23 protein-coding genes are annotated in these 25,490 nt (G+C 33.2%); 21 read left to right on the forward strand and 2 right to left on the reverse strand.

Annotation, left to right across the window (positions count from 1 at the left end):
- Positions 1–7 precede the first annotated feature (7 nt).
- The 12 genes from hypF to ATHE_RS05510 all read left to right on the forward strand — a co-directional run bounded on the left by hypF (position 8) and on the right by ATHE_RS05510 (position 10,502).
- Positions 8–2,275, forward strand: coding sequence for a carbamoyltransferase HypF (gene hypF / locus ATHE_RS05455; RefSeq protein WP_015907597.1), 2,268 nt, complete (start codon positions 8–10; stop codon positions 2,273–2,275).
- Between the two features lie 15 nt (positions 2,276–2,290).
- The gene (locus tag ATHE_RS05460) at positions 2,291–2,518 is read left to right on the forward strand and encodes a HypC/HybG/HupF family hydrogenase formation chaperone (RefSeq protein WP_015907598.1); all 228 of its coding nucleotides are present in this window, start codon (positions 2,291–2,293) and stop codon (positions 2,516–2,518) included.
- Positions 2,505–3,560: a hydrogenase formation protein HypD gene (gene hypD / locus ATHE_RS05465; protein WP_015907599.1), complete on the forward strand. Its 1,056-nt coding sequence runs from the start codon at positions 2,505–2,507 to the stop codon at positions 3,558–3,560. The genes ATHE_RS05460 and hypD overlap by 14 nt, the downstream gene beginning before the upstream one ends.
- Positions 3,557–4,558: a hydrogenase expression/formation protein HypE gene (gene hypE, locus ATHE_RS05470; protein WP_015907600.1), complete on the forward strand. Its 1,002-nt coding sequence runs from the start codon at positions 3,557–3,559 to the stop codon at positions 4,556–4,558. The genes hypD and hypE overlap by 4 nt, the downstream gene beginning before the upstream one ends.
- A gap of 33 nt (positions 4,559–4,591) precedes the next feature.
- Positions 4,592–5,281: a hypothetical protein gene (locus ATHE_RS05475; protein ID WP_015907601.1), complete on the forward strand. Its 690-nt coding sequence runs from the start codon at positions 4,592–4,594 to the stop codon at positions 5,279–5,281.
- 24 nt (positions 5,282–5,305) lie between these two features.
- A complete protein-coding gene (locus ATHE_RS05480) occupies positions 5,306–5,509 on the forward strand; it encodes a 4Fe-4S dicluster domain-containing protein (protein WP_015907602.1) in 204 nt (67 codons plus the stop codon).
- Positions 5,510–5,512: 3 nt separating this feature from the next.
- Complete coding sequence (locus tag ATHE_RS05485; RefSeq protein ID WP_015907603.1) at positions 5,513–6,565, forward strand: 3-methyl-2-oxobutanoate dehydrogenase subunit VorB; 1,053 nt, start codon at positions 5,513–5,515, stop codon at positions 6,563–6,565.
- Between the two features lie 38 nt (positions 6,566–6,603).
- Positions 6,604–7,344: a thiamine pyrophosphate-dependent enzyme gene (locus ATHE_RS05490; RefSeq protein ID WP_015907604.1), complete on the forward strand. Its 741-nt coding sequence runs from the start codon at positions 6,604–6,606 to the stop codon at positions 7,342–7,344.
- Positions 7,345–7,346: 2 nt separating this feature from the next.
- Positions 7,347–7,886, forward strand: a complete 540-nt coding sequence (locus ATHE_RS05495) for a 2-oxoacid:acceptor oxidoreductase family protein (protein ID WP_015907605.1) — start codon at positions 7,347–7,349, stop codon at positions 7,884–7,886.
- A gap of 8 nt (positions 7,887–7,894) precedes the next feature.
- Positions 7,895–9,271, forward strand: a complete 1,377-nt coding sequence (locus ATHE_RS05500) for a VanW family protein (protein ID WP_015907606.1) — start codon at positions 7,895–7,897, stop codon at positions 9,269–9,271.
- Positions 9,272–9,289: 18 nt separating this feature from the next.
- Complete coding sequence (locus ATHE_RS05505) at positions 9,290–9,955, forward strand: DUF2225 domain-containing protein (RefSeq protein ID WP_015907607.1); 666 nt, start codon at positions 9,290–9,292, stop codon at positions 9,953–9,955.
- Positions 9,956–10,028: 73 nt separating this feature from the next.
- Entirely contained in the window at positions 10,029–10,502 is a 474-nt protein-coding gene (locus ATHE_RS05510; RefSeq protein WP_015907608.1) for a coiled-coil domain-containing protein, read from the forward strand.
- A gap of 63 nt (positions 10,503–10,565) precedes the next feature.
- Here the strand turns inward: ATHE_RS05510 and ATHE_RS05515 are convergent, their stop codons facing one another.
- A complete protein-coding gene (locus ATHE_RS05515; protein ID WP_013403511.1) occupies positions 10,566–11,480 on the reverse strand; it encodes an ArsR/SmtB family transcription factor in 915 nt (304 codons plus the stop codon).
- Between the two features lie 274 nt (positions 11,481–11,754).
- Here ATHE_RS05515 and arfA point away from each other — a divergent pair, with 274 nt between their 5' ends.
- Entirely contained in the window at positions 11,755–13,272 is a 1,518-nt protein-coding gene (gene arfA, locus ATHE_RS05520; protein ID WP_015907609.1) for an arabinosylfuranosidase ArfA, read from the forward strand.
- A 164-nt stretch (positions 13,273–13,436) separates the two neighbouring features.
- Positions 13,437–14,753: an alpha-glucosidase/alpha-galactosidase gene (gene melA, locus ATHE_RS05525; RefSeq protein WP_015907610.1), complete on the forward strand. Its 1,317-nt coding sequence runs from the start codon at positions 13,437–13,439 to the stop codon at positions 14,751–14,753.
- A gap of 97 nt (positions 14,754–14,850) precedes the next feature.
- On the opposite strand, the gene ATHE_RS05530 is transcribed toward melA, so the two are convergent.
- Positions 14,851–15,327 (reverse strand): GNAT family N-acetyltransferase, encoded by a 477-nt coding sequence (locus tag ATHE_RS05530; RefSeq protein WP_013432408.1) that lies wholly within the window; start codon positions 15,325–15,327, stop codon positions 14,851–14,853.
- A gap of 987 nt (positions 15,328–16,314) precedes the next feature.
- Between ATHE_RS05530 and ATHE_RS05535 the strand changes: the two genes are divergently transcribed.
- The 7 genes from ATHE_RS05535 to ATHE_RS05565 all read left to right on the forward strand — a co-directional run bounded on the left by ATHE_RS05535 (position 16,315) and on the right by ATHE_RS05565 (position 25,405).
- Entirely contained in the window at positions 16,315–16,602 is a 288-nt protein-coding gene (locus ATHE_RS05535) for a plantaricin C family lantibiotic (RefSeq protein WP_015907611.1), read from the forward strand.
- A gap of 176 nt (positions 16,603–16,778) precedes the next feature.
- Complete coding sequence (locus ATHE_RS05540; RefSeq protein WP_015907612.1) at positions 16,779–19,901, forward strand: type 2 lanthipeptide synthetase LanM family protein; 3,123 nt, start codon at positions 16,779–16,781, stop codon at positions 19,899–19,901.
- 49 nt (positions 19,902–19,950) lie between these two features.
- A complete protein-coding gene (locus tag ATHE_RS14100) occupies positions 19,951–20,709 on the forward strand; it encodes a flavodoxin family protein (RefSeq protein WP_015907613.1) in 759 nt (252 codons plus the stop codon).
- 68 nt (positions 20,710–20,777) lie between these two features.
- Entirely contained in the window at positions 20,778–21,689 is a 912-nt protein-coding gene (locus ATHE_RS05550) for an ABC transporter ATP-binding protein (RefSeq protein WP_015907614.1), read from the forward strand.
- Positions 21,682–22,434, forward strand: coding sequence for an ABC transporter permease (locus tag ATHE_RS05555; protein WP_015907615.1), 753 nt, complete (start codon positions 21,682–21,684; stop codon positions 22,432–22,434). Before ATHE_RS05550 ends, ATHE_RS05555 begins: the two co-directional genes overlap by 8 nt.
- 19 nt (positions 22,435–22,453) lie before the next feature.
- Entirely contained in the window at positions 22,454–23,170 is a 717-nt protein-coding gene (locus ATHE_RS14770; protein ID WP_015907616.1) for an ABC transporter permease, read from the forward strand.
- Between the two features lie 21 nt (positions 23,171–23,191).
- On the forward strand, positions 23,192–25,405 hold the full coding sequence (locus ATHE_RS05565) for a peptidase domain-containing ABC transporter (protein WP_015907617.1): 2,214 nt from the start codon (positions 23,192–23,194) through the stop codon (positions 25,403–25,405).
- The last annotated feature ends 85 nt before the right edge of the window (positions 25,406–25,490 follow it).

Consider the following 25,490-nt stretch of genomic DNA (forward strand, 5'->3'; position numbering starts at 1 on the left):
AATGCTTATGAAAAGGTACAGATTTATATTTAAAGGGCTTGTGCAAGGGGTCGGTTTTCGACCCTTTATTTATAGTTTCGCAAAAAAATATGAACTTACAGGGTTTGTAAAAAATACTGGTGAAGGCGTTTTGGCAGAGTTTCAGGGAGATATAACTTCAGAGCAAATAACACATTATATTATAACTAACCTTCCCAAAAACGCTATTTTAGAGAAAATAGAGTTTTATGAGATTGAACCGGTTGTAGATGAAAAAGAATTTTGTATTGTTGAAAGTCAAAAAAATAGGATTTCAACAGTCCTGCCATATGACTTAGGGATGTGTGAAAATTGCAAAAGAGAATTTTATGATAAATCTCACAGACACTATCACAACGTATTTATTAGCTGCACAGACTGCGGACCAAGATACACAATTATTGAAGCATTGCCATATGATAGAGAAAATACATCTATGAAGCAATTTAAATTTTGCAGTGATTGCGAAAGGGAGTACTTTACTCCGGACAACAGAAGATTCAATGCACAGTCAACAACCTGCCCAGTATGTGGACCAAGACTTTTTCTTTTTTCATTTGGTGAAAAAAAACATATCCATGGAGAGGCAATTGAACTTTTAGATTTTGTTTCTCAAAAAATTTTAGAGGGATATATAGTCGCAATAAAAGGAATAGGTGGCTTTCACTTGGTGTGTGACCCATACAATGAAACTGTAGTCAAAAGACTATTTGAAAGCAAAAGACGAGAAGGTAAGCCTTTAGCACTTGTTGCCCGGGGCATTGAAGTAGTAAAAAAATACTGCCATGTCAATAAGATGGAAGAAGAGATTTTTTCTTCTCCACGATGTCCTATAATTCTTTTCGAAAAAAAGACTGAGCATTTTTCACATGTAAATAGCAATCTTCACACCCTCGGTATAATGAGGGCGTACACCCCTATTTTGGACTATATCCTGAGCAAAACTGGCAGGGACTTTTTAATTGCAACCTCTGCCAACCTTTCAGGAATTCCAATGATTATTGATGAAAGCGATGCTATTCAAAAACTTGAGGGTATCTGTGACTATGTGCTCTATCATAACAGAAAAATAGTTCGAAGGTGCGATGATAGTGTTGGGTTTGTTGTAAAAGATAAGTTTGTACTGACAAGACCGGGAAGAGGTTTTGCTCCTCTGAGACTAAACCTATCTTTATCACAATTTGTAGAGAAAAATATCTTAGCGTTAGGAGGTCATGAAAAAGCTACAGTTGCTTTAAAAAAAGAGGATGAGGTTATTGTAAGTCAATACTTAGGTGACCTTGACACAAAAGAGTATATAGACTTTTACAAGTCTGCACTAAGTGACCTTCTTTTTCTATACAACTTAGAATATGATTATATTGCCTGTGATTTTCACAAAAACTATTTTACAACCTCCATTGCCGAGGATATTGCCATAAAAGATAACAAAAGAATTGTATATGTTCAGCATCATATAGCCCACGTGTTTTCAGGTATGCTTGAAAATGATTTAGAGAGCTGTATAGGCTTTGCATTTGACGGAACAGGCTTGGGATTGGATGGGAACATATGGGGAAGTGAAGGATTTATAATTAATAAAAGCGATGTAAAAAGGGTATTTCATTTGAAATACTATCCTTTAGTGGGCGGAGAAAAATCTATAAAAGAGCCTGTGAGACTGGCATACTATTTTGCATATGAAATTGATAAAAATTTCGCAGAAGAATATTTTGCTAATTCAGTTTTTCTTTCAAAAATTGTAAAGGCAGCAAGGTTACTGAGTTACCCTCTTTGCTCAAGTTTTGGAAGGATATTTGATGTTGTTGGTGTACTTTTAAGGTGTGGTGAGAAAAATAGTTTTGAAGCACAGATTCCAATGGTTTTAGAAAGTATTGCAGACAAGACCGAAGAGGGGTTTTATGATTTTGTTATGAATTTTGAACATGAAATTGAAATAGATATTGTGTATATACTACAACAAATCATTAATGATATTAAAAGAAAGACTGACAGAAGCTTGATTTCTGCGAAATTTCACAACACCGTTGCAAAAATAGTTGTTGAAGTGGCAAAGAGGTTGAGAGAAAATTATAATAAAGACGTTGTAGTACTATCTGGTGGAGTATTCCAAAACAGGCTTTTGCTTGAAAAGACAGTGTCTATGCTTGAGAAAGAAGGGTTTAAAGTTTATTTTAATTCCTTATTTCCCATAAACGATGGGGGAATTTCAGCTGGACAAGTATATTATACAATCCAATTATTAAAAAATTGTTAAAGGAGTTTTAAAAATATGTGTTTAGGGTATCCTGCAAAAGTGATTGAAATTTTAGAAGATGGTAAGAAAGCTATTGTTGACTATTTAGGTTTAAAGAAAACTGTAAATGTGTCTCTCATAAAAGAGCTTGCTGTTGGTGATTATTTGCTTATTCACTCAGGAGTTGCAATTGAAAAAATAGATGAAAAAGAAGCCGAGGAAATAGAAAAACTTTTTGGTGAGGTAAGAAATGCAAACTCTTGAAAAGGGAAATCCTATTATTAACACAATAAAAAACAATATTGAAAAGATTGGCAGGCAGCTAAGAATAATTGAGGTGTGTGGCACCCATACTGTTTCAATTTACCGAAACGGTTTTCACAGTCTTTTTAAAGGATATATAGATTTTATTTCAGGTCCTGGCTGCCCAGTTTGCGTAACTCATGAAGGGTATATAGATAATCTCATTGAGCTTGCAAAAATGAACTATACTATCTACACTTTTGGAGACCTTATGAAAGTTCCAGGCAAAAGTATGTCTTTAGCTGAGGCAAAAGCAAAAGGCGGCAAAATTAAAATTATGTACTCACCGGTTGATGCTGTTGAGAATATAGCCGAGGATGAAGAAGCAATAATTGCTGCAGTAGGGTTTGAGACCACAGTTCCAGCCTTTGCTCTGAGCCTGGAAAAGGTATTGGAAAAGGATTTGAAAAATGTCAAGTTTGCATGTGAGCTTAAAACCATTGACCAGCCGCTGAAAGTCCTCTTAAAAGATCACATAAAAGTGGATGGACTTATCCTGCCAGGACATGTTGCAACAATTTTGGGTGTTGATGGATTTAAGTTTGTTGAGGAGTTTGAGATTCCTTCTGTTATATCTGGATTTGAAAAGTATGATATTCTGCTTTCTTTGCTGAGTTTAACACAAAGTATCTTAGATAATGATTTTACTGTAAAAAATGAGTACAAAAGAATTGTAAAAAAAGAGGGTAACACAGTTGCAAAAAGGTATATAGAGAGATTTTTTGAAAGAACTGATGCGTATTTTAGAGGACTTGGCTTGATTGAGGGTGGTGGGTTGAGACTTAAAAGTGAGTATTCTTCCTTTTCAGTCCAGCTTAAATATGACTATGAAAGTTTTTCTAATTCTGCGTGCAGATGTGCAGATGTGCTCACAGGCAAATTAAAGCCTTTTGAATGTCCTCTTTTTGAAAAGGTATGCACACCTCAGACACCAAAAGGGGCGTGTATGGTATCACAAGAAGGTTCTTGCAATGCATACTTCAGATTTGGGAAGTGGAAATGATGAGGACTATTCGTAAGGAACATGGCAATGGCGGAAAACAGACATATGAGCTGATTGACAACCTTTTCAAGCCAATATTTGGTTCTGAAATATTGAAAAGCGGTGATGATTCAACAGTATTTTCTTTAAGCGGTATGAAAGTGGGAATATCAACAGATTCATTTGTAGTAAAGCCATATTTTTTTAAAGGAGGAGATATTGGAAAGCTTTCAGTATGTGGTACGGTAAATGACTTAGCTGTTGCAGGACTTGAACCAAAGTATATTACCGTTTCTTTTATAATTGAAGAAGGATTTTCAATAGATGATTTAGAGAAAATTACAAGATCAATAAAGAAATATGCAGATTTGGCAAAGGTTGAAGTTGTTGCAGGGGATACAAAGGTTGTAGAAAAAGGTGCGGCAGATGGGATATTTATAAATACGACTGGATTGGGTGTTGCAAGAGATACCCAAAAAATGCCTTTGATTTCAAGAATAAAAGGTAATCAAGTTGTAATTGTCAGTGGGGATATAGGAAGACATGGAGCATGCATATATTCTCACAATGAAGACCTTGGGTTTGAAGACAGGATAGAATCCGATTGTGGGCTTTTGTTAGATGTAATTTCAGAGCTGATGCAAGAGGTAGATGTTGCGTATATGAAAGACCTTACAAGAGGTGGGCTTGCAACAGCTTTAAATGAGATTGTCCAAAAGTCTGGCTTTGATATAAAAGTTGAGGAAGAAAAAATACCTGTGGCAGATGAGGTAAAAGCTCTGTGCGATATTCTGGGGCTGGATAGTTATTATCTTGCTTGTGAAGGTAGGTTTGTTGCCATAGTAAATGGTGATGAAAAAGAGAAAGCTATTGAGATTTTGAAAAAGTACAACAGGTTTGCATGTGAGATTGGGAAGGTAGAAGAAAGTAGGGAAAAGAGAGTATATCTGTCAACCACCTTTGGCGGTACGAGAATTTTGGACATGCTTTATTATGAAATGTTACCAAGGATTTGCTAAGGAAAATTTGTGACTGAGATGAGGGTGAAAAGAATGTGCATGACGGTACCTTTAAGTTTTGTCAACAGGAAAACAAACATCTTTGTTGGGACGGCGGGAAGCGGCAAAAGTGAGATAGCTCTGAATGTTTCTTTGGAACTTGGGGAGTTTTTCAATGTAAATTTAATTGATGCGGATATAATAAATTTTTATTATAATCTCAGAAGTGTTAAGCATATTATTGAGAATAAAAATATAAATTTTATTTCTACACACTTTGAGGACAAAAGCATAGATCTTCCGGTTCTTTCTGGCAGGGTTTTTGAAGCGCTGAGCAGTTCAAACGGAGTCAACATAATAGATGTAGGTGGAGATGAGCTTGGCAGTAGAGTTGTTGGCCAGTTCAAAGAGTTGCTTGACAAAAAAGGGTACAGTGTTTTTTATGTTGCCAACATATACAGGCCGTTTAATTCAAATGAGGAAGAAATCTTGCAGAACATGCATGAAATTGAGAGTATTCTGGGGATGAACATTACAGCTATTATAAATAATTCTCATCTTCTTTCAGAAACAAAACCAGAAGATATTATAAGAAGCCTCAAAATTATCCAAAACGTAGCTGAAAAAAAAGATATTCCCTATATTCTTACTGTAGTTGAAGAGAATCTATTTGAAGAAGAGCTTTTAGAAGAAATAAAAAAATATTCTCTTGTATATGCCATTAAAAGGTATATAATAAGATAAGAACCCATTTTGGAGGTTGATAAGTTGAGGCTAAAAATCGAATATGATAAGTGCAAAAGTTGTGGACTTTGTGTGGAAATCTGTCCTAAGAAAATCTTGTATATCAACAGAAGCAGAATAAACAAAAAAGGGTATAATCCTGTTGAAGTAAAGGACCAAAACTCATGTATTGGCTGTGGAAGCTGCTATAAAATTTGTCCTGACATAGTGTTTGAGGTAGGTGAGTAAACTTTGAAAATTCTTATGAAAGGTAACGAAGCCATTGCTGAGGCAGCACTGAGGGCTGGCTGTGAATGTTTTTTTGGGTATCCAATCACACCTCAGACAGAACTTTTGCAGTATATGGCTAAAAAGCTTTTAAAAAGTGGCGGTGTTTTTATCCAGGCAGAGAGCGAAGTTGGAGCAATTAACATGGCTTACGGCGCGTCAAGCTGTGGCAAGAGGGTTATGACATCATCATCTGGTCCAGGAATAAGCTTAAAACAAGAGGGTATATCATATTTAGCAGGTGCTCAGCTTCCATGCGTGATTGTAAACATTATGAGAGGTGGACCAGGGCTTGGCAATATAAACGCTGCCCAGTCTGATTATCTTCAGGCTACAAAAGGTGGCGGACATGGAGATTATAAGGTGATTGTGCTTGCTCCATCTTCTGTGCAAGAAGCAGTAGAGCTTACAATGAAGGCATTTGACCTTGCAGACAAGTACCGTAACCCTGTTATGATTTTAGGTGATGGAATGCTTGGACAGATGATGGAGGTTGTTGAGTTCGACGAAAACTATCAACCACAAAAGGTAGAAAAACCATGGGCAGTGACGGGCGAGAGAAATAGAGAAAAAAGAGTGACAAACTCTCTTTATATTGTTCCAGAAGAGCTTGAAAAACATAATTTTAAGCTAAAAGAAAAGTACAAAAAAATAAAGGAAAATGAGGTAATGCTCGAAGAATACTTGGCAGACGATGCAAGGGTTATTTTTGTCTCATTTGGAATGTGTGCAAGGATTGTAAAAAGTGCTGTAAACAGATTAAGACAAGCAGGCGAGAAGGTTGGGCTTGTAAGGCCAATCACCCTTTGGCCATTTCCAGAAAATGAGCTAAAAAGTTATGCATTAAAAGAGGAAGTAGAATTTTTTATTGACATTGAGATGAATTTGGGACAGATGCTTGAGGATGTTAAGCTTTCTGTGGAAGGGAAAAAAACAGTACACTTTTATGGAAGAACAGGTGGCATGGTTCCCACAATTCAAGAAATAATAGACTTTTATTATTCCCTTAAAAAGTAGCAAATGGGGCACACCAAATTTGAGAGGAAGATGATAGAATGAAGTTCAAAAGACCAGAGTGTTTGACAAAAGAGAGTATGCATTACTGTCCGGGGTGTGGACATGGAATCATTCACAGGCTAATTGCTGAGGTTATTGACGAGGATTACAAAGAGAGTAAAATAATAGGTGTTGCACCTGTTGGCTGTGCAGTTTTTATATATGACTATTTTAATTTTGACTTTGTAGCAGCAGCTCATGGGAGAGCCACAGCCGCTGCAACAGGTGTAAAAAGGAGCATTCCAGACGCTCTAGTGTTTTCATATCAAGGTGACGGTGATATTGCGGCAATTGGGACATCTGAGGTCATACATGCAGCAACCCGAGGTGAAAACTTTACAGCTATATTTGTAAACAACGGAGTTTATGCTATGACAGGTGGCCAGATGGCACCGACAACAATTCCTGGGCAGGTTACAGTCTCATCTCCATATGGGCGTGACCCAAAGGTGCAAGGTTATCATATAAAGCTTTGTGAAATGCTTGTGCCACTTGATGGTGTTGCCTTTGTTGCAAGAACATCAATACATAACTTAAAAAATATTGAGTTTACCAAAAAAGCGATAAAAAGAGCTTTTGAAGTTCAGATGAACAATGAAGGTTTTTCTATTATAGAAGTGCTCTCAAACTGCCCTACAAACTGGGGACTTTCACCTTTAGAGAGTATGAAGAGAATAGAAAATGAGGTACTAAAATACTACAGTATAGGAATTTTCAAAGATAAAGGCAGGGGAATTTGAAGATGACAGAGGAGATTTTAATTGCAGGATTTGGTGGTCAGGGTGTTCTTTTTTTAGGACAGGTATTTGCCCATCTTGGAATGAAAAAGGGGTTTAATGTGTCATGGCTTCCGTCGTACGGACCTGAAATGAGGGGTGGGACAGCGAACTGCAGTGTTATAATCTCAAGTGATATGATTGGTTCTCCTGTTGTGTTCAATCCCGATACATTATTTGTTTTAAATAAACCATCGCTTGAAAAATTTGAACCTGCGATAAAAAAAAGTGGGCTTTTACTTGTAAACAGTTCTCTTGTGGATATCTGTGCAAATAGAGATGATATAAATGTTCATTATATTCCGGCAACTGAGATTGCTTCAAGTGTAGGGAATATTCGAGTTGCAAACATTGTAATGTTTGGCGCATATTTGGCAATAAAACAAAACTTTTCAGTTGACGAGGCAAAAGGTGTTTTAAGAGAGTTTTCAAAAACAGAAGAAATTTATAATTTAAACTGTTTGGCTCTTGAAAAGGGCTTTGAAGCAATTGCTGGACGGGGGTAAAATTTGAGGTGAAAAGGTTTATATTAATTGGAATTGTTGTGGTGCTTTTGATAGCAAGCACAGTTCTGGGATATACTCTTTATACCAATGTTACGAAAGTTCTTGATACAGATAGGATTTATAAAGGCATTTATGTTGAGGGTGTTCATTTGGGTGGACTTACCACAGAAGAGGCTCTTGAGCTTTTAAAAAAGACTTATTTTGAGCCACTGCAGAACAAAAAAGTTGAAGTTATAGTTGAAGACAAAAGCTATTTTCTTGAGTATTCTTCTCTTGGAATAAAGATGGATATTGACAAGGCAGTAGAAAAGGCATATTCAATTGGCAGAAAGGGCAATTTTGCAACACGGTTTAAAGAGATAAAAAAGGTTTATGAAAATCCAGTGGTCATAAGACTTAATTTCGAATATGATGAAAACAAACTCAAAAAGTTTGTAGATGAACTTTTTAACACATACTATCAATCGCCTGTTAATGCAAGTATCAAAAAAGTAGGAGACCAGTTTGTTATAACTCCAGAGAGAATAGGGAAAAAACTTGATTATGGCTATCTTTTGAATAAATTGAAAGACATAATTAAAAACAAGCAAGAAGGTAAGGTTTATGTAAGATTTTTAAGAATAACTCCGCGAATCACAGCGAGTGAACTATCAAAAGTAAAAGAAATAATAGGTTCGTTTACCACAAAGTTTGATAGTTCAAATGTTGCAAGAAGCGAAAATATAAGGGTAGCTGCCCAAAAGATAAATGGTAGCTTAGTGATGCCGGGCGAAATATTTTCGCTGTCAAAGGTAATTGGACCTGTAACAGTCGAAAATGGTTTTAAAATTGCAAAAGTTATTGTCAATAATGAGTTTGTAGACGGTGTTGGTGGAGGGCTTTGTCAAATAGCAACCACTATGTACAATGCAGTTTTGATGGCCCAGCTGAAGGTTGTGGAAAGAGCACCACATTCAGCTCTAATTTCGTACGTGCCACCTGGCAGGGATGCAACAATTGCTTCAGGTTCAATAGATTTTAAATTCAAAAATACAACAAATGCGCCTATCTATGTTGAAAGTTATACTTCCAAAAATACTGTGACAGTCAACCTCTATGGCAAAAACAATCATAAGGCTGAAATTGTCAAATTCGAATCGGAAATAATTGAAAGGGTACCTTATAAAAAAGTCTACAAAAATGATCCAACACTTCCTCAAGGAGTAGAAAAGCTTTCCAATAAACCCCAGAATGGCTTAAAGGTAAAAACTTATATGCTTGTTTATAAAGATGGCAGGTTAATAGAAAGAAAGCTTCTGTCCTATGACTATTATAAACCTGTAAATGCTGTGATACTGGTTGGAACAAAAGCAAAAGAGACCGTCTCTTCATCTGTTTATGAGTAAAAGGGAGAGGATAAGAAAATGGACATTTATGAAAAGACATTAGAGTGCCCTGTATGCGGTAGCACAATCAAAGCACCATTTGTAAAAAGTTCAGCAATTTATGTAGAGAGCCGGGATACTGACCTTTGTGTTTACTACAAGGGCGTCAACCCTCTTTTGTATGATGTTATTGTCTGCGGGGAATGTGGTTATGCAGCACTTAGCAAAAATTTTGGGAAACTTACAAAATGGGATGTAGAATCATTAAAAGAAAAGGTTGCTTCAAAGTGGGTAAAAAGAGAAATCCCGTTTGAAAGAACCGTAGATGATGCTATTACATTGTACAAGTTGGCTTTGATTACGGCAACATCTAAAAGAAAAGTTAACAAATATGAGGTTGCAGGAATTCTGTTAAGAATTTCATGGCTCTACAGGCTAAGTCAGGATAAAGAAAAAGAGCTTGAATTTCAAAAACTTGCTCTTCAAACATATAAGGATGCATTTGAACATGAAGAAGGGTCAGCTGATGAAATAGATTTGGCAACGGTCATGTATTTGATAGGTGAGCTTTCAAGACGAGTAGGTGACCTTGACGAGGCAAGAAAATGGTTTTCAAAGCTTATATCCAGCAAAGAAGCACGAAACAATCCTCACATTCTTGAACTTGCAAGAGACCAGATTCAGGTTATGAGAGATATGGAATAAAATACAAGAAAAATTGGTAGAAGAAATATGATATAATCTTTCTATAAAATTTTGAAAACTCAGGAGGCAAAAAATGCCAGAAAGTGATGTCCTGCAAGCTATATTTACAACACTTGAAAAGATTAATGGGCGACTTGATACTATTGAGAAAAGATTAGATAAGATTGAGCAGAGGCTTGACAAAGTAGAAGAAAGACTCGATAAAGTAGAAAAAAGACTTGATATTGTGGAGATGAGATTGAATAAGCTTGAAGAGAGGGTTGCAAAATTTGAAGAAGATGTTCAGGTTATCAAACAGGACATTGTTATATTAAAAGAAAATGACAAAGAGCTAACAAGAAGAATGAACGCTGTATATGACCAGGTTGCATTCTTGACTGAATTTCGAACAGAGATGATTATGTTCAGAGATGAGGTATACAAGAGATTTGATAATTTAGAGCAGCAAACAGGAAGATTAAAAGAAGGGTTTGAATATTTACGTGACATGACAGTTGAGCATGAAATTGATATTCGATTTTTAAAAAGAGTTGTGAGAGCTTCATAGTTTACATAGAAAGTAATTAAAAGCTTGAGAGCTCGAAAGAGGGGAACATTCCCCTCTTTTGTTTTATACTTCCTCATAAAATATTCGAAACTTTATATCCTGGTCATAGTTTCCAAAGTTTCTTCCAAAAAGAGTAACTCCTCCAATGTTCTTTGCGTGATCAGGTACAGCAACTCTGAACCTTATTTCATTTTTGGACTCAATATCAATATCTTTTATAGTGACATTAGAAATTTTAAATCCGTCTATATATGTCCCATCTTCTGAAACTGAAAGAAGTTTTAAAAGTCCATACTGGTTCCAGTTAGGGAACCACCAGTCAGGTGTAAAGATTCCTTTAGTCTCTCCTCCAAAATCCCCTGGGCTTGTCCAGTAACCAAGTTCAACTCCATTTAAGTAAAAGTATATATCTGAAGGCCAGTTTTCACTAACACCTGGGGCTTCTGAAGAAATTTCAAATGAAATCTGAATTTCAACAGCTTTTTGATTTTGGCGCAGAAAATTGGGGATTATATATTCTACATAACCCTTTGTAAACCAGATAATATCACAGTTAACATGCTCAGGATGAGCAAAGTATTTGGGGTCATCCACCTCTCCGATTAACTTGTCTTTTGTAGCAAGTCCGCAGGTTGGATAAACCTCAAAGATAGAATAATTACCAACTTTGATTTCGCATTCATATAATTTTTGAGGATGCTTTGTGACAATGTTAATAATTATTTTGTCTTCAACAAGACGGCAAATCTTTTGATTGCCATGTTTTCCTGCAGCCGCACTGATTGTAACAATCCCAGCAGCAATTAGCTTTTTCATGTGCTGAGTAACTGCGCCATTTGTAAGTCCAAGTTTTTGCGCAATTTCATTCATATTCATTTCACGATGTTTACTCAGAAGGTTTATAATTTCTAATCTTGCATCAGATGCTAAAGCTTCAAAGAGAATTTTTGCTTCTTTGAGATTGTCTATTTGTTTCATGATTTTTATTCCACCCTTTTTTATAGATTTGAACATTTTTATTTTAGCTGGTTTTAAAATAATTTGCAAGAAATGAGCAAAAGCTTATGAACTTAAACTGAGTTAGCTTGTATGTGGACAAGTTTTTATTAAAAGTTTTAATAACAAACTTGATTTTTATGAATGCTATCTATATAATTTAACTAAAAATATTTTAATTAAGAATAAATAAAAATACGTGTATTGAGAATTTGCTTAAAAAGGTCTTAAAATAATTTACAAAAGGAGGAAATATATGAAAAAAGCAAAAGTCATCTACGATAAGGAGTTCGTAATCGGGCAAGTAGACAAGAGAATCTACGGTTCATTTTTAGAACACATGGGAAGAGCAATATACACAGGAATCTATGAACCAGACCATCCGCAGGCTGATGAAATGGGGTTTAGAAAGGATGTTTTAGAACTTGTTCGCAAGCTGAATGTTCCTATTGTAAGATATCCTGGCGGCAATTTTGTGTCGGGGTATAACTGGGAAGACGGTATTGGTCCAAAAGAAAAAAGACCGAGAAGACTTGAGCTTGCGTGGAGAGCCATCGAGACAAATGAGGTTGGTGTAAACGAATTTGTTGAATGGGCAAAAAGAGCAAACACCTCTGTTATGATGACAGTAAACCTTGGCACACGAGGAATTGACGCTGCAAGAAACTTAGTTGAGTATTGCAACTTCCCAGGCGGTACATACTACAGTGATTTGAGACGTCAGCATGGTTATCAGCAGCCACACAACATAAAAGTATGGTGTCTTGGTAACGAGATGGACGGGGACTGGCAGATAGGTCATAAAACTGCATATGAGTATGGAAGGCTTGCAAGAGAGACAGCAAAGGTTATGAAGTGGATAGATCCGAGTATTGAGCTTGTTGCAGCGGGAAGCTCAGGTCCCAAAATGCCAACATTTCCTGAGTGGGAAGCAATTGTTTTGGACCACACATATGACCTTGTAGATTATGTGTCGCTACATGTATACTATGGAAATCCTGAAAAAGACACAAAGAATTTTGTTGCAAAATCGCTTGAAATGGAAGAGTTTATCAAAACAGTTATATCAACAATTGACTATGTAAAGGCTAAAAAGAGAAGCAAAAAGGTTGTCAATATCTCATTTGACGAATGGAATGTATGGTACCATGCTCATCTTGAGGGGAAAGACCAGAAAGCAGAACCCTGGGCACAAGTTCGTGCTATTGCTGAAGAAGATTATGTGTTCGAAGATGCAATTTTGGTAGGATGCATGCTGATTGCGCTTTTGAAACACTGTGATAGAGTCAAGATGGCGTGCATGGCACAGCTTGTAAATGTAATTGCTCCAATTACCACTGTAAAAGGTGGAATTGCTTACAGACAGGTAATCTATTATCCTTTCATGCATGCTGCAAACTTTGGACATGGAGTTGCACTGCTTCCCAAGGTAAATTCTCCTAAATATGATTCAAAAGACTTTACTGATGTTCCATATATTGAAACAGTTGCAACATACAATGAGGAAAAGGATGAAATAACAATCTTTGCAGTCAACAGAGATTTAGAAGAGGAGATGCAAGTTGAGTTTAAGCTTGATGGTTTTGAAGGCTTTGAGGTTGTGGAGCACATTGTATATGAAAGTGATGATATTTACAAAGGAAACACTCAAGATAAGCCTGACAATGTTGTGCCCCACAAAGGTGGAAATTCAAAGATAGAAGGCAATGTTTTAACATCCATATTGCCCAAATTCTCCTGGAATGTTATCAGGTTAAAGAAGAAAGAAAATTAATTGCATTGCAAAGCTAAGCAAGACAGCTTCTTAAAGAGTATAAAATTTAAGAAGCTGTCTTGTTTGTTTTATAAAATCTGATAGAAGTTTCAAAATTATAAGAATTTAAATACAGCGGCCGAAAGGTTAAAATAAAAGATATATTCATGGAAGGAGATGAGAGTATGCTCAAAATAGCTATCATAGGTGCAGGAAGTGGAGTTTTCACAAGGAACTTGGTAAGAGACATTTTGTCATATCCAGAGCTAAGAAACTCTACAATAGCGCTTATGGACATTGACAGTATAAGGCTTGAATTTATGAGAAAAGCTCTGCAAAAGCTCATTGAACAGGAAAAGTATCCTACTAAACTTGAAGCTACAACTGATAGAAAAGAGGCTTTGAAAGGTGCAAAATATGTTATTGTCACAATACAGATTGGAGGTTTAAAACCTTTCGAGTATGACATTTACATTCCTCTAAAATATGGTGTAAAACAGGCAGTTGGTGATACAATAGGTCCGGGTGGAGTTTTCAGGGCTTTGCGAACAATACTGGTTTTACTTGACATTGCAAAGGACATGGAAGAGCTGTGTCCTGACGCACTTTTGCTCAATTATGTAAATCCAATGGCAATGAATTGCTGGGCGTTAAATAAGGCTACGAATATAAAAAATGTAGGGCTTTGTCACAGTGTTCAAGGAACTGCTGAATTTTTAGCAAAAATTATTGGGGCAAAAATGGAAGAAATTTCATACTTATGCGCAGGTATAAACCATATGGCATGGTTTTTAAAATTTGAGTGGAATGGGAAAGATGCATATCCTCTTATAAGGGAAAAAGCAAGTGACCCCGAAATCTATACACAGGATGTTACAAAATTCGAAATACTAAAACATTTTGGATATTATGTAACAGAGTCAAGTTTTCACATGTCTGAATATGTTCCCTATTTTAGAAAGAGCGACGATTGGATAAATAAAATCCATAGAACACATTCATGGCACAAAGAACATTACAATGGTATGTATCTGCACTGCTGTTTAGATGCTGCGAAAACTTTGCTTGAAGACCTGAGGAAAATGGCAGAGGCAGACTACATCGACCCCAAGAGAAGTAACGAATACTGTGCAACTATCATCCATTCCATAGAGACAAATACTCCAGCTGTGATAAATGGTAATGTTGAAAACAAAGGTTTAATAACAAATCTACCTGAAGGATGTTGCGTTGAAGTACCATGTTTGGTTGACAAAAATGGTATTCAGCCAACTTATGTTGGAAATCTACCACCACAGCTTGCAGCTTTGAACAGAACAAACATAAACGTTCAAGAGCTAACTGTTCTTGCTGCTTTGACAGGTGATAGGGAAGCAGTTTATCATGCAATTATGATGGACCCTCTCACAAGTGCTGTTTTGGATTTAGACCAGATACGCCAGATGGTAGATGAGATGTTTGAAGCTGAAAAAGAATGGCTGCCAGAAAAGTTTTATAGGTAATTTTGATTAAGATAGAAATTAAAGTCAAAAAGGGCTTTGCACGCACAAGAAGCTCAAAATTCCCATCTTACAATGAGCTTTGCAAAGCCCTTTAGTTTTATTCATCATATTCTTTACACAAAAGCGCTCTAATATACCCATTTTCATTTGATGTTGACACAATGTAAAAGCCTCTTGCATAATAGAATCGAACAAGGTCGCGAACCTTTGAAGCTGTGTGAAGATAAACCTTTTTGACTCCAAGTTCTTTTAGTCTTTCGTCTACCACCTTCATAAGTGCTTTGCCGACGCCGTTGTTTTGATAGTTAAGCCTTACACCAAATCTACTTATATACGCTGTTTTGTCAGGGAATATCTCCACTCTGATAGTGCCCACAATTATTCCATCCATAAAAGCAACATAAACCTCTTTGGTATCAATATCCCTTTTTATATCCTCTTCAGTCTCATTCACAGCCGCATTTTTGGCAGGGTCAATACCTGCAAGCTCACAATACTTTGTAAACGCCTCTTTTGTTATTTCTTTTATAGCCTTTACATCATCATAAGTTGCTCTTCGAACCACAAATTCCATTATCTTTTCCTCCTTCAGTGCATAATTATAAGTTAAAAAGAATAAAAATGCAAGCATATATTTTGTAAAGATAGTGTCAAGAGTTTGTAGGGAAATTTTTTAATTAAAATGCAGCTACATTTAAGAAATCACAATAACTTAAAGCTTTTGAAGCTTTATATAACAAATTAATTTTCCCATTTTTCAGAATTGATATATTATTCCTTGTCTCTCCAAACAGCTTTCTTACTTTTTTGACCTCCTTCTTAATAATTTCATTCAGTATTTACTTAAGTAGGATGGCTTTTTTAGCCGTATCTTCCTATTGCCTCTTTTGTAAATTTATTTTATTCAGCAAGCTATTTGATATAATATTATTAATTATTTTGCTCTCTCATTTGGTTTATTTTTTCCTTTTTCTGATTTTCAGATTATCACTATTTTATCTCATTCTCTCTTTATTGCCAAGAAGAGGGAGTCGCTTTTCCATCTCAAAGCCTATGAATATTTTACACTAAGATTTTCTAATGTAACTTCTAATTGAGCTAAAAGCTATTTTATTATAAACTCGAAAAAATTGAAGAAATTTAGAGTAATTTAAAGAAAAATATAGTTTATACCCAAAAATTGACGAAATATTGCTAAAAAAAAAAAAAAAACGAGATTGACAGGATAAAAAAATGCGGGATAAAATTTGTATAGAAATTTCCAGGGGCAAGTTTACATAAAAAGAGGTTAAAGTATAAAACCTCTTAAAAGTGAAAATAAAGAAATAATCATATTAAAAAGTTAAGCAAATTAAAAATTAAAAAGTGAAGAGAGAGTTGCTCAATTCCTATTTACACGATTATGTGGCCTCAATTATTTCTTTTGACACTTTGTTAGTTTATTTTTACTGTTTTTTTAAGTATAAACAAGATTTATGATCTATTTTAGACGGGGGTCATGACCTTTTTGTGCGCACAAAGGGTTATGATATAACACACTAAAAATTTGGGAGGGATAATAATGAAAGAGTCTACTATCATTAAAAATCCTGTTTTGAGAAACAAAGTAAATGCAAAGATTTATAATCCCGCTGGCGACATTGTTAAAGAAATTCAAGAGCAGAATTTGCCAGAACAAGCTGGTGGTGGTACTCCAACTGTAGTTGTTGGTGTGATTAGTGCAGTAACAGCAGTAACAAACTTAGCGTTTTCAATTGATCAAGCAATTACAAAGTACTATGCTTGTAGTCTTGTTTATACTTATTCAGCCGAGTGCAGAAGCGATGGTAGAAGCTGCAGAATGAGGTAATTAGAATTTAAAGAATGAACACTATGCCGCTCTTCTGAGCGGCATAGTGCTAATAATTTAGAAGGCAGATAAAAATACTTTTTTTAGTTAATTTATTAAAACAACATTTTTGGAGAATTATTTCTACAGGAAGCTGTAAAAAGATTCAATAATATGAAAAGGGGAAAGAAGTTAACATGAAACAAGATAATAATTGGCTTATTTATAATTTGAGTACAGATAAAGAGTTTACGTTTGATGACGTTATTAATTACTGGTTGACGTTGTTTCCTGAAATAAAGAAAAAAGAAGAACTGGAGAAGTTATTGCAGGAAATTTCAAATACGAATTTTGAAAAAATTAGGGAATATTATTACAGTACCGAAAAACATGGTGAAAAATTTTTAGGAAAATATTGTAATAATATTGAATTAGTATTAGAGTTAGAAAGATTATTAGCAATAATACACAATGAATACAAATGGGTATATTTTTTTAAGCCTATTATAAGAACCTATTTTGAATACATATATGAACTTACACAAAGAAGTGAATTTATACATGACAAAAATGAGTTTATGATACAGATATTAAAATTAGCAATAGAGAATCTTTATAAAATAGCATATCGTGTACTTATCTTAGAACTTAATATTGCAAGAATAGAGTCGAAATTAGTAGGAGAAACACCAGAGCAGAGAGCAAATTATTTTTCAAATATTTTACTTAGAAATGATGACTATATAGAAAAGCTCTATATGGAATACAATGAATTGACACGTTTAATGGATCTATGCATGAGAAATTTTTGTAATTATTTAAGAGAAATAATTGAAAACACAGAGAGAGAAGAGAAACAGTTGTCCAAAAAACTCTTAGATGGGAAACACTTAGGTAAATTAAAGAGCATTGAATTTGGAGCAGGAGATATGCACAACGGGGGGAGGAGTGTTGCTGTTTTATATTTTGATTCTGGCGTCAAGCTAATTTATAAGCCAAGAGCTTTAGATTTGGAAGTCAAATTTGGTGAATTTATTGAGTGGTTGAATAATCAATGTATACCTAATTTTTATAGTTTGAAAACATGCAGAACTTATACAATAGAATCGGCAGGTTGGGTAGAATTTATAGAATATAAGGAATGTTGTGAAATAGATGAAATAAAGCGATTTTATTACAGAGCAGGCGAGATATTGTGTATTCTTTATACCCTTAATGCAAGAGATATGCATTTCGAAAATATAATTGCAGAAGGTGAAAATCCAGTATTAATTGACTTAGAAACACTGTTTCATCCTGATCTTTTTGATATTAATAGAACTGAAACATTTGCCTCGACAGAGGTTTTAAGGATTCTCAACAACTCAGTTAGGGGTATTGGTTTGTTACCAACACAAATAGTAAATTTTAAAAGTGGAAAGGTATTTGAAATTGGTGGGTTATGTGCAGAAGATGAACAAGAAGCCCCATTTCATAGTCTTTTTGTTAATAACTATAACACTGATGAGATTAAGATAGAATATGATTATGCCATTATAAAGCCTAAAAGTAACAATCCGATAATGAAAGGGAAAAGAATAAAATCTTCAGAATATGTAAACGAAATTATAAATGGTTTTGTTAACACCTACAAATGGATACTTAAAAACAAGAATGAATATATTAAAAAAGTAAGAGAAAAATTCCAAAACTGTAAATGCAGGGTAATTTTTAAACCAACGAGTATTTATGCACAATTGTTAGCTACAAGTTACCATCCTGATTTATTACGTAACTCGATTGATAGGAAAGTATTCTTGCATAGAATTGGACTTGTTCCTTATGAAGAGGAAAAACGTATTGTTTTATCTGAAATAGAAGATATGTTAAACGGAGATGTGCCTTATTTTACAACATTTTTAAATTGCAATTCAATAATCAATAGCAAAGGTGAAAAAATAGAACCATGTTATAAACAAACTCCTTTAGATTATGTGATTAAAAAAATTGAGAGTATGAACGAAAAAGATTTAGAAAGACAAGTAGCACTTATTAATATGAGTTATCTAAATAAAGTAACGTATGATATGGGATATCATACAAATATAAGGTTCAAAACATGTAATAACATCAAAAAATTTGACAAACAGAAGTTTTTGGATATCGCGAAAAAAATAGGTGATTTAATACTTGAAAAAAGTATAATGGGAAAAAGAAATGGAAAAAATGAACGAAGTTGGATAGGTTCAATTGGGATAGATGACAAATTTTATTTTATAACTGATGTGGGTTACGATTTATACAGTGGAAACAGTGGAATAGCATTATTTCTGGCATTTTTGGGAGCAATTACAGGAAGCAAAAAATATAAATTGGCTGCTATTGAAGCTATGGTACCAGTAATATCATATATAGAAAATTTAGGAAAAGTTTCAAATAGCAAAATTAATAGAATAGGAGCCTTTTCGGGAGTTTGTGGCTATTTTTACGCGTTATTTCATATAGGTAAATGTTTGGATATAAAAGAATTTTTGGATATTGTTTATGGCAAAATTGGGATTTTAAGCAAAGCAGAATTAATAACTGAAAATCATGATATAATTTCAGGACTTTCAGGAACACTTGGAGTTTTGCTCTCTATATACGATAAGACTGCAGAAGAAAAAATAAGAGAGGAATTACTCTCAATATGCACTAAGATTCTTTATGCAATCAATGAAAAATCTAATAAATGTAAAGAAGGCATAACATGGGGCGAAGAGGGTTATGTAGGTTATTCTCATGGTAATGCAGGTGTTACATCTCAGCTAATCAGGCTGTTCTATATTAACCATAATAGTAATATTATAGATTTAATAAGATTATCCTTAACTTATGAGAGAAATATGTTTGATAAAAGAAATAACAATTGGCGAAGGAGTCTTTTAGAAGATGGATTTTCATTTGGCTGGTGTCATGGTGCACCAGGTATACTATTGTCCAGAATTAATTTAATTGAAAAAGGTTATCATGATGATTATTGCTTTGAGGAAATTAAAAAAGCTATTGAAATTACAAAGAAATATGCATTTGGTAAAGATTATTGTTTATGTCATGGAGATATTGGCAATTTAAGAATTTTATATTATACTGCTAAAGTTTTGAAAGATGAAGAATTAAAAATTAGTTGCTTGGCTACGTTGAATGAGTTTTTAGATAGGTATTTTATGGGTAGGTGGTGTAATGGAGAATTTAATAAAATTGAAAATTATGGATTAATGACCGGTCTTTCCGGTGTTGGGTATGCTTTTCTTCAATTTTGTGAATATGTTCAAATGCCAGAAATATTATGTTTGGAATAATTAAAAACCTAAAAAATATTTTTTAACTATAGCAATTAGGGTGGTGTGTATGAGAAATATTTTTGTATATGTGGGAAGTAGAAATGGTGAAGCGTCAAAGACGTTAAAAATAATTAATGAAATTTTAAAGAAGGTTTATTGTTTAGTTGAAGATAAAAGTCTTAATATTAGTGTATTTCATCCTCAGAACAGCTATATAGAAAGATGTAGAGGGTGTATTAGTTGCTTTTTTTATGGAAAGTGTCCACTAGATTCTACTGACGATATGGGAAAATTAAAATCAGAAATGCTAAAAGCGGATTTCATAATATTTGGAACACCAATTTATGCAGCAAATGTTAGCGGAGATATGAAAGTTTTTTTTGATAGAATATCATACTGGATGCATCTGCTAAGGCTTTGTGGGAAGCCGGCGATAGCAGTGACAACATCAACAGGAAATGGTATTAGTTTTGTATCTGAGTATTTGTATATAGCTATGAGTTTTTTAGGACTAAAAGTTATTAAACAATTGAATGCAGCAATTTTTGATTTATCACAATTGGAAGAAGATAACCTTTTAAAACAAGAGATTGATAATTGTTCGCGTTCTATTTACGAATATTTGATGGGCAACAAAAAAGTGGAATCTGATAAGACAATGGAGGTTATTTTTTTTAATTTAAAAAAAGCTATTATTGGCTACGAAAAAATGCCTAACTATGAGTATCTTTTCTGGAAAAACAATGGGCTTTTAGAATGCAAAACATTTAATGAATTGCTTCAAAAAAAATCAATGCTCAAAGATTTTAACATAGTTGAGTTTTAGAACAATTCATTATATCGTTTTAGATGTAATTTATAAGCAGTTTCAAGTATGAATTAGGAGGGCTAAAAATGCAAAATAAAATACTTGAAGTGAGAAACGTTAGTAAAAAATATGGCAAGAAAGAAGTTTTAAGAAATGTTTCGTTTGTTATCTATAGTGGGGAAATTGTAGGTTTAGTTGGACCAAATGGAGCAGGTAAGACCACTCTTATGGCGATTATAGCTGGACTTATCAGAAATTATGAAGGAAATATATATATCGATGGGCGGAATATAAAAGAAGGTAGCGTTGAGAAGAAACAAGTTGGTTGTGTGATTGAGTCGCCGGGATTTTATCCTAACTTAACAGGTTATGAAAATCTCAAGTTCTTTAGTAAAATTTTCGGAAATGTGAATGATTCAGAAATCAATGAAGTTGTAAAATTATTGGGTTTGGAAAAAGTGATTTACCAAAAAACAGTAAAATATTCAATGGGTACAAAACAAAGATTGGGTATTGCTCAGGCTGTTCTTGGTGATCCAAGACTTTTGGTTTTAGACGAGCCAACAAATGGACTTGATCCCAATATTACACCAGTAGTGAGGAATTTTTTAAAAGATATAGTGAGAAAAAAAAGTATAGGTATTCTTATTTCAAGTCATGTTTTGAGTGAAATAGAAGCCATATGTGATAGAGTGTTATTTATAAGAAATGGTGAAGTTATAGAGGAAGTAAATTTAAATCAGGAAAATAAAACAAGTGTTTCATATATTTTCGAAACAAACAGTGTAGAAGATTTAGTAAAATTTTTTGAGGCAAGAGGTATTAAAGCTATAATAGAGGGGGAGGGAAAAATAAAAGTTGTCATAACCTCTGAAATGTTTGAGAATTTGCTACCTCAAATTGTTCAGAAAGGAATTATTGTTAAAGGAATATATAAACAGAAAATTTCACTTGAGGAAAGATTTATCAAAAAAATGGAGGGGAAGATAATTGAATAAAATTGTGGCACTTGCTACAAGAGATTTTTTTTATACAATAAAATCAAAAGGATTTTTAATTAGTGTGTTTTTGGCGATGTTTTACATCTCGTTATGGTTGATTTATAAACCAAAATTCTTTGTTTTAGAGGATTATCAATACGAGCTTTTTAGGTTTATTCAATTTATATTTATTTATCTCTCAAGTATGTTATTAGGGAAGGAATTTAAGTATAGAACATCAACAGTATTATTTACCGGCGTTTTTACACGTACTGAAATAATAATAGAAAAAATGTTAGTGATGCTGCAATTAAGTTTTTTACTTTGGTTAATAAGCCGATTATTAAATCCTCTGATCAGTTTGAGAATTAATAGTACATTGAAATTATCCGAAATATGGAAAATGAAAGATTTAAATGCATTAGTGATATATCTTTGTGTTGCTTTTTTAATATGTGTATTTGCTCTATTTATTTCTGTAATATCCTTTAATCATATAACAACAATATTTTCAGTATTAACAGTATTTGGATTTATTCAATATATATCATTATATCCTATATTTAAAATACATTCAAAAATATTAAGTGGTAATAATTTAAGCACTGCAGAAAGAATTTTCACCTATTTTCCAAACTATATCATTGGTATATGGTCAGGTACGTGGAAATTTGAAAAAAATGAGCTGTTTTTAATGTTACTATACGGATCTATTTTCCTTGTTTTTTCAATAGTGATATTAAACAAGAGAGATATTAGGTAACTGCTGGAGGAAGTTGAAGATGAAAATGGTTATTAGAATGTCAATTGCAGAGATAGTAAAAATTCTTCGTATGCGAAGTTTTATTGTGTTTTTGTTGTTAATAGTAAGTACATTGGTGATACAAGTAAATAATGTTTTTAGAATTGATACTAAGAATTTGTTACTTGCATTAATGTCTATTACAATATTGTATTGGTTAGCATACATTGCGTGTGCAGATTACGAATACAAAACGCACAAATTTTTGTTTACTGGAAAGTTAAGTAGGTCTCAAATAATACTTTATAAAATGTTAAGTATATTTTTTTTAGCTTTAATATTCAATTTCATATATTTTTTCATTTACACAATTTCAAGTGTAATTGAATCAGAGTCAATTACTATAAAGATAAGCTTAAAAGAAATCTTATTATCTCTAAGTAGTTTTTTGATCTATTTTATATCAGTTGGTTCTTTTTCTATTTTAGTAGGTACAATTTCTTTAAATTTTGCTATAACCCTTTTATTATCTTACATTTGTTTTAACGACTTTATTTCAAATTTAATCTCTTTACTAGCATCCAAATGCAAGATAGATCTTATCAGAAATATTATGAAATATAATCCATTTGGGTTAGCCATAAAAATATTCTATACACAAAAATTTTCTGAATTAGAATTTTTAAGTTTAATATTGTACTCAATAATCTCATTGTTAATAACAATTGTAGTAATTAACAAAAAGGACTTACGATAATTAGAAGCAGGTGATGTTAAAGTGAAAGCTAAAAAGAAGCACAAAAGAAAGAAAAAAGTTCCTTATGTAGAACAACTACAGCAAGCTGAGTGTGGATTATGCTGCGTAGCAATGATTTTGAGGTACTATGGAAGTTATTTTACATTAAATAATTTGAGGGAATATTTAGATATTGGTAGAGATGGAACCACAATACGACAGTTAGTAAATTTAATGAATAAACTAAACTTAAAAACTAAACTATATGAGTGCTCGACTGAAGGTTTGTACTACATAGAATTGCCTGCGATACTTTTTTGGGAGCAGAGGCACTTTGTTATATTAGAAAGGATTGATGAGAAATATGCTTATATTGTTGATCCTGCGTGTGGTAGAAGAAAATTGACAGTATCTGAATTATCGAGTTTGTATTCTAATTATGCTATATATGCCTATCCAAATGAAAAATTTGTTCCTAAAAGAAAAAGTGAAAATATATGGTTATATTTCTTACCAATAATATTTAAAGGAAAAAGAAGCCATTATTTTCAAATTATAATTTATTCTATTATGACCTATTTTTTAACAACTTTTTGTATTCCAATCTTTATCCAAAAATTAATTGACAATAGTTTGAATAAGAAAGATATTGCTTACATTAGAGAATCAATTATGTATTTATTATTACTATTGCTGATTTATTTTTTGTCTAATTTTATAAAAGGGTTACGTCTGGTTAAACTTAAGGCTTTTGTTGACGAGAATTTAAACAAAAAGGTTGTAGAAGATGTTTTGAAACTTCCTTACAAATTTTTTGATCTTCGAAACAAAGCAGATATTTTGTTTAGTGTAAATAGTTGTTATATCATACGAGAATTGTTTATAAATCAAATGATAAACGGAATTATTGACTGTGGAGCAGCGCTTTTTATTATTTGCTATATGTTTTCACAATCTGTACATTTAACATTTGTAGTAATTATTTTATTTTTGTTCAATTTATTAGTAGTTAAATTTTCTCAACCTGTTATATTTGAAAATGGTAAATATTTACTTAATGAACAAAGCAAAGCTCAAAGTGTAATTTCAGAAGCTATATTTTCTATTTTAGGTATAAAAATGCATGCAATTGAAAATGAAATTTATGCAATATGGGAAAATAAATATAAAGACTACATGAGTAGGTATATTAATTGGCAAAAAAGAAATAATCTTATATTTAGTATTCAGTCTTTCATTCAAATGATATCGCCTATAGCTGTGTTATCTATAGGAGTGATCTTTACTATAAAATCCCTGCTGAGTGTAGGACAGGTGATAGCATTTTATTCTTTAAGCAATACTTTTTTTTCACTATCCCAGTCGGTAGTTGACACATGGCTTAGTTTTGTAAATAGTAGCCTATACTTAGAGAGACTAAGTGATATAGTCAGATATGAAAAGGAAAGTGAGTCTGAAGAGTCTGTTAAAATTAATGTGAAGGGTAATATTGAATTAAGAAATGTGTCTTTTTCGTATACAAAACATTCGGCTAAAGTAATAAATAATATTTCGCTCAAAATTGAACAAGGCAAGATGATAGCAATTGTTGGTAAGTCGGGGGCAGGGAAGAGTACATTAGCAAAATTATTAGCGGGTTTATATAGTCCGTCTGAAGGTGAAATTTTATATGATGGTATAGACCTCAGAAGGTTAGATAAGAAATATATAAAAAAACAAATAGGAATAGTTCCTCAGGATATTATGCTTTTTAATAGAACAATTTATGAAAATATTGTTATGAATAGAAAAGATGTTACTCTTGAGGAAGTAAAAAAAGTTTGTCAAATCGCACAAATTGATGATGATATTCAAAAGATGCCCATGGGTTATTATACTATTATTACCGAAATGGGAGTAAACTTATCAGCTGGACAGCGACAAAGAATAGCTCTTGCAAGAGCACTTTTGAATAAACCTAAAATAATTATTTTGGACGAAGCTACTAGCTCATTAGATCCCATTAATGAGAAGAAAATATTAGATTATTTTAAAAATATGGGATGTACCAGAATTATTATTACTCATAGGCTTTCATCTATTACTGATGCAGATATTATTGTTGTATTAGATGAAGGAAGAATTGTTGAACAAGGAACACACGAAGAGTTATTACGTAAAAATGGAATGTATACAATTCTTTATTACAATTATAATAAGAATCAAGCTTATGCTGATTTAGAAAATACTAAATCCAAAGGTTTAAACTGTATATGATTGCAATATAAAAATCAAGAAAAATGCCTACACGATTTGAAACTGTTAACCTATTAGTAATTTGCACTATAAAAATAGCTCTTTT

It is taken from the genome of Caldicellulosiruptor bescii DSM 6725 (assembly GCF_000022325.1).
Lineage (GTDB): Bacteria > Bacillota > Thermoanaerobacteria > Caldicellulosiruptorales > Caldicellulosiruptoraceae > Caldicellulosiruptor > Caldicellulosiruptor bescii.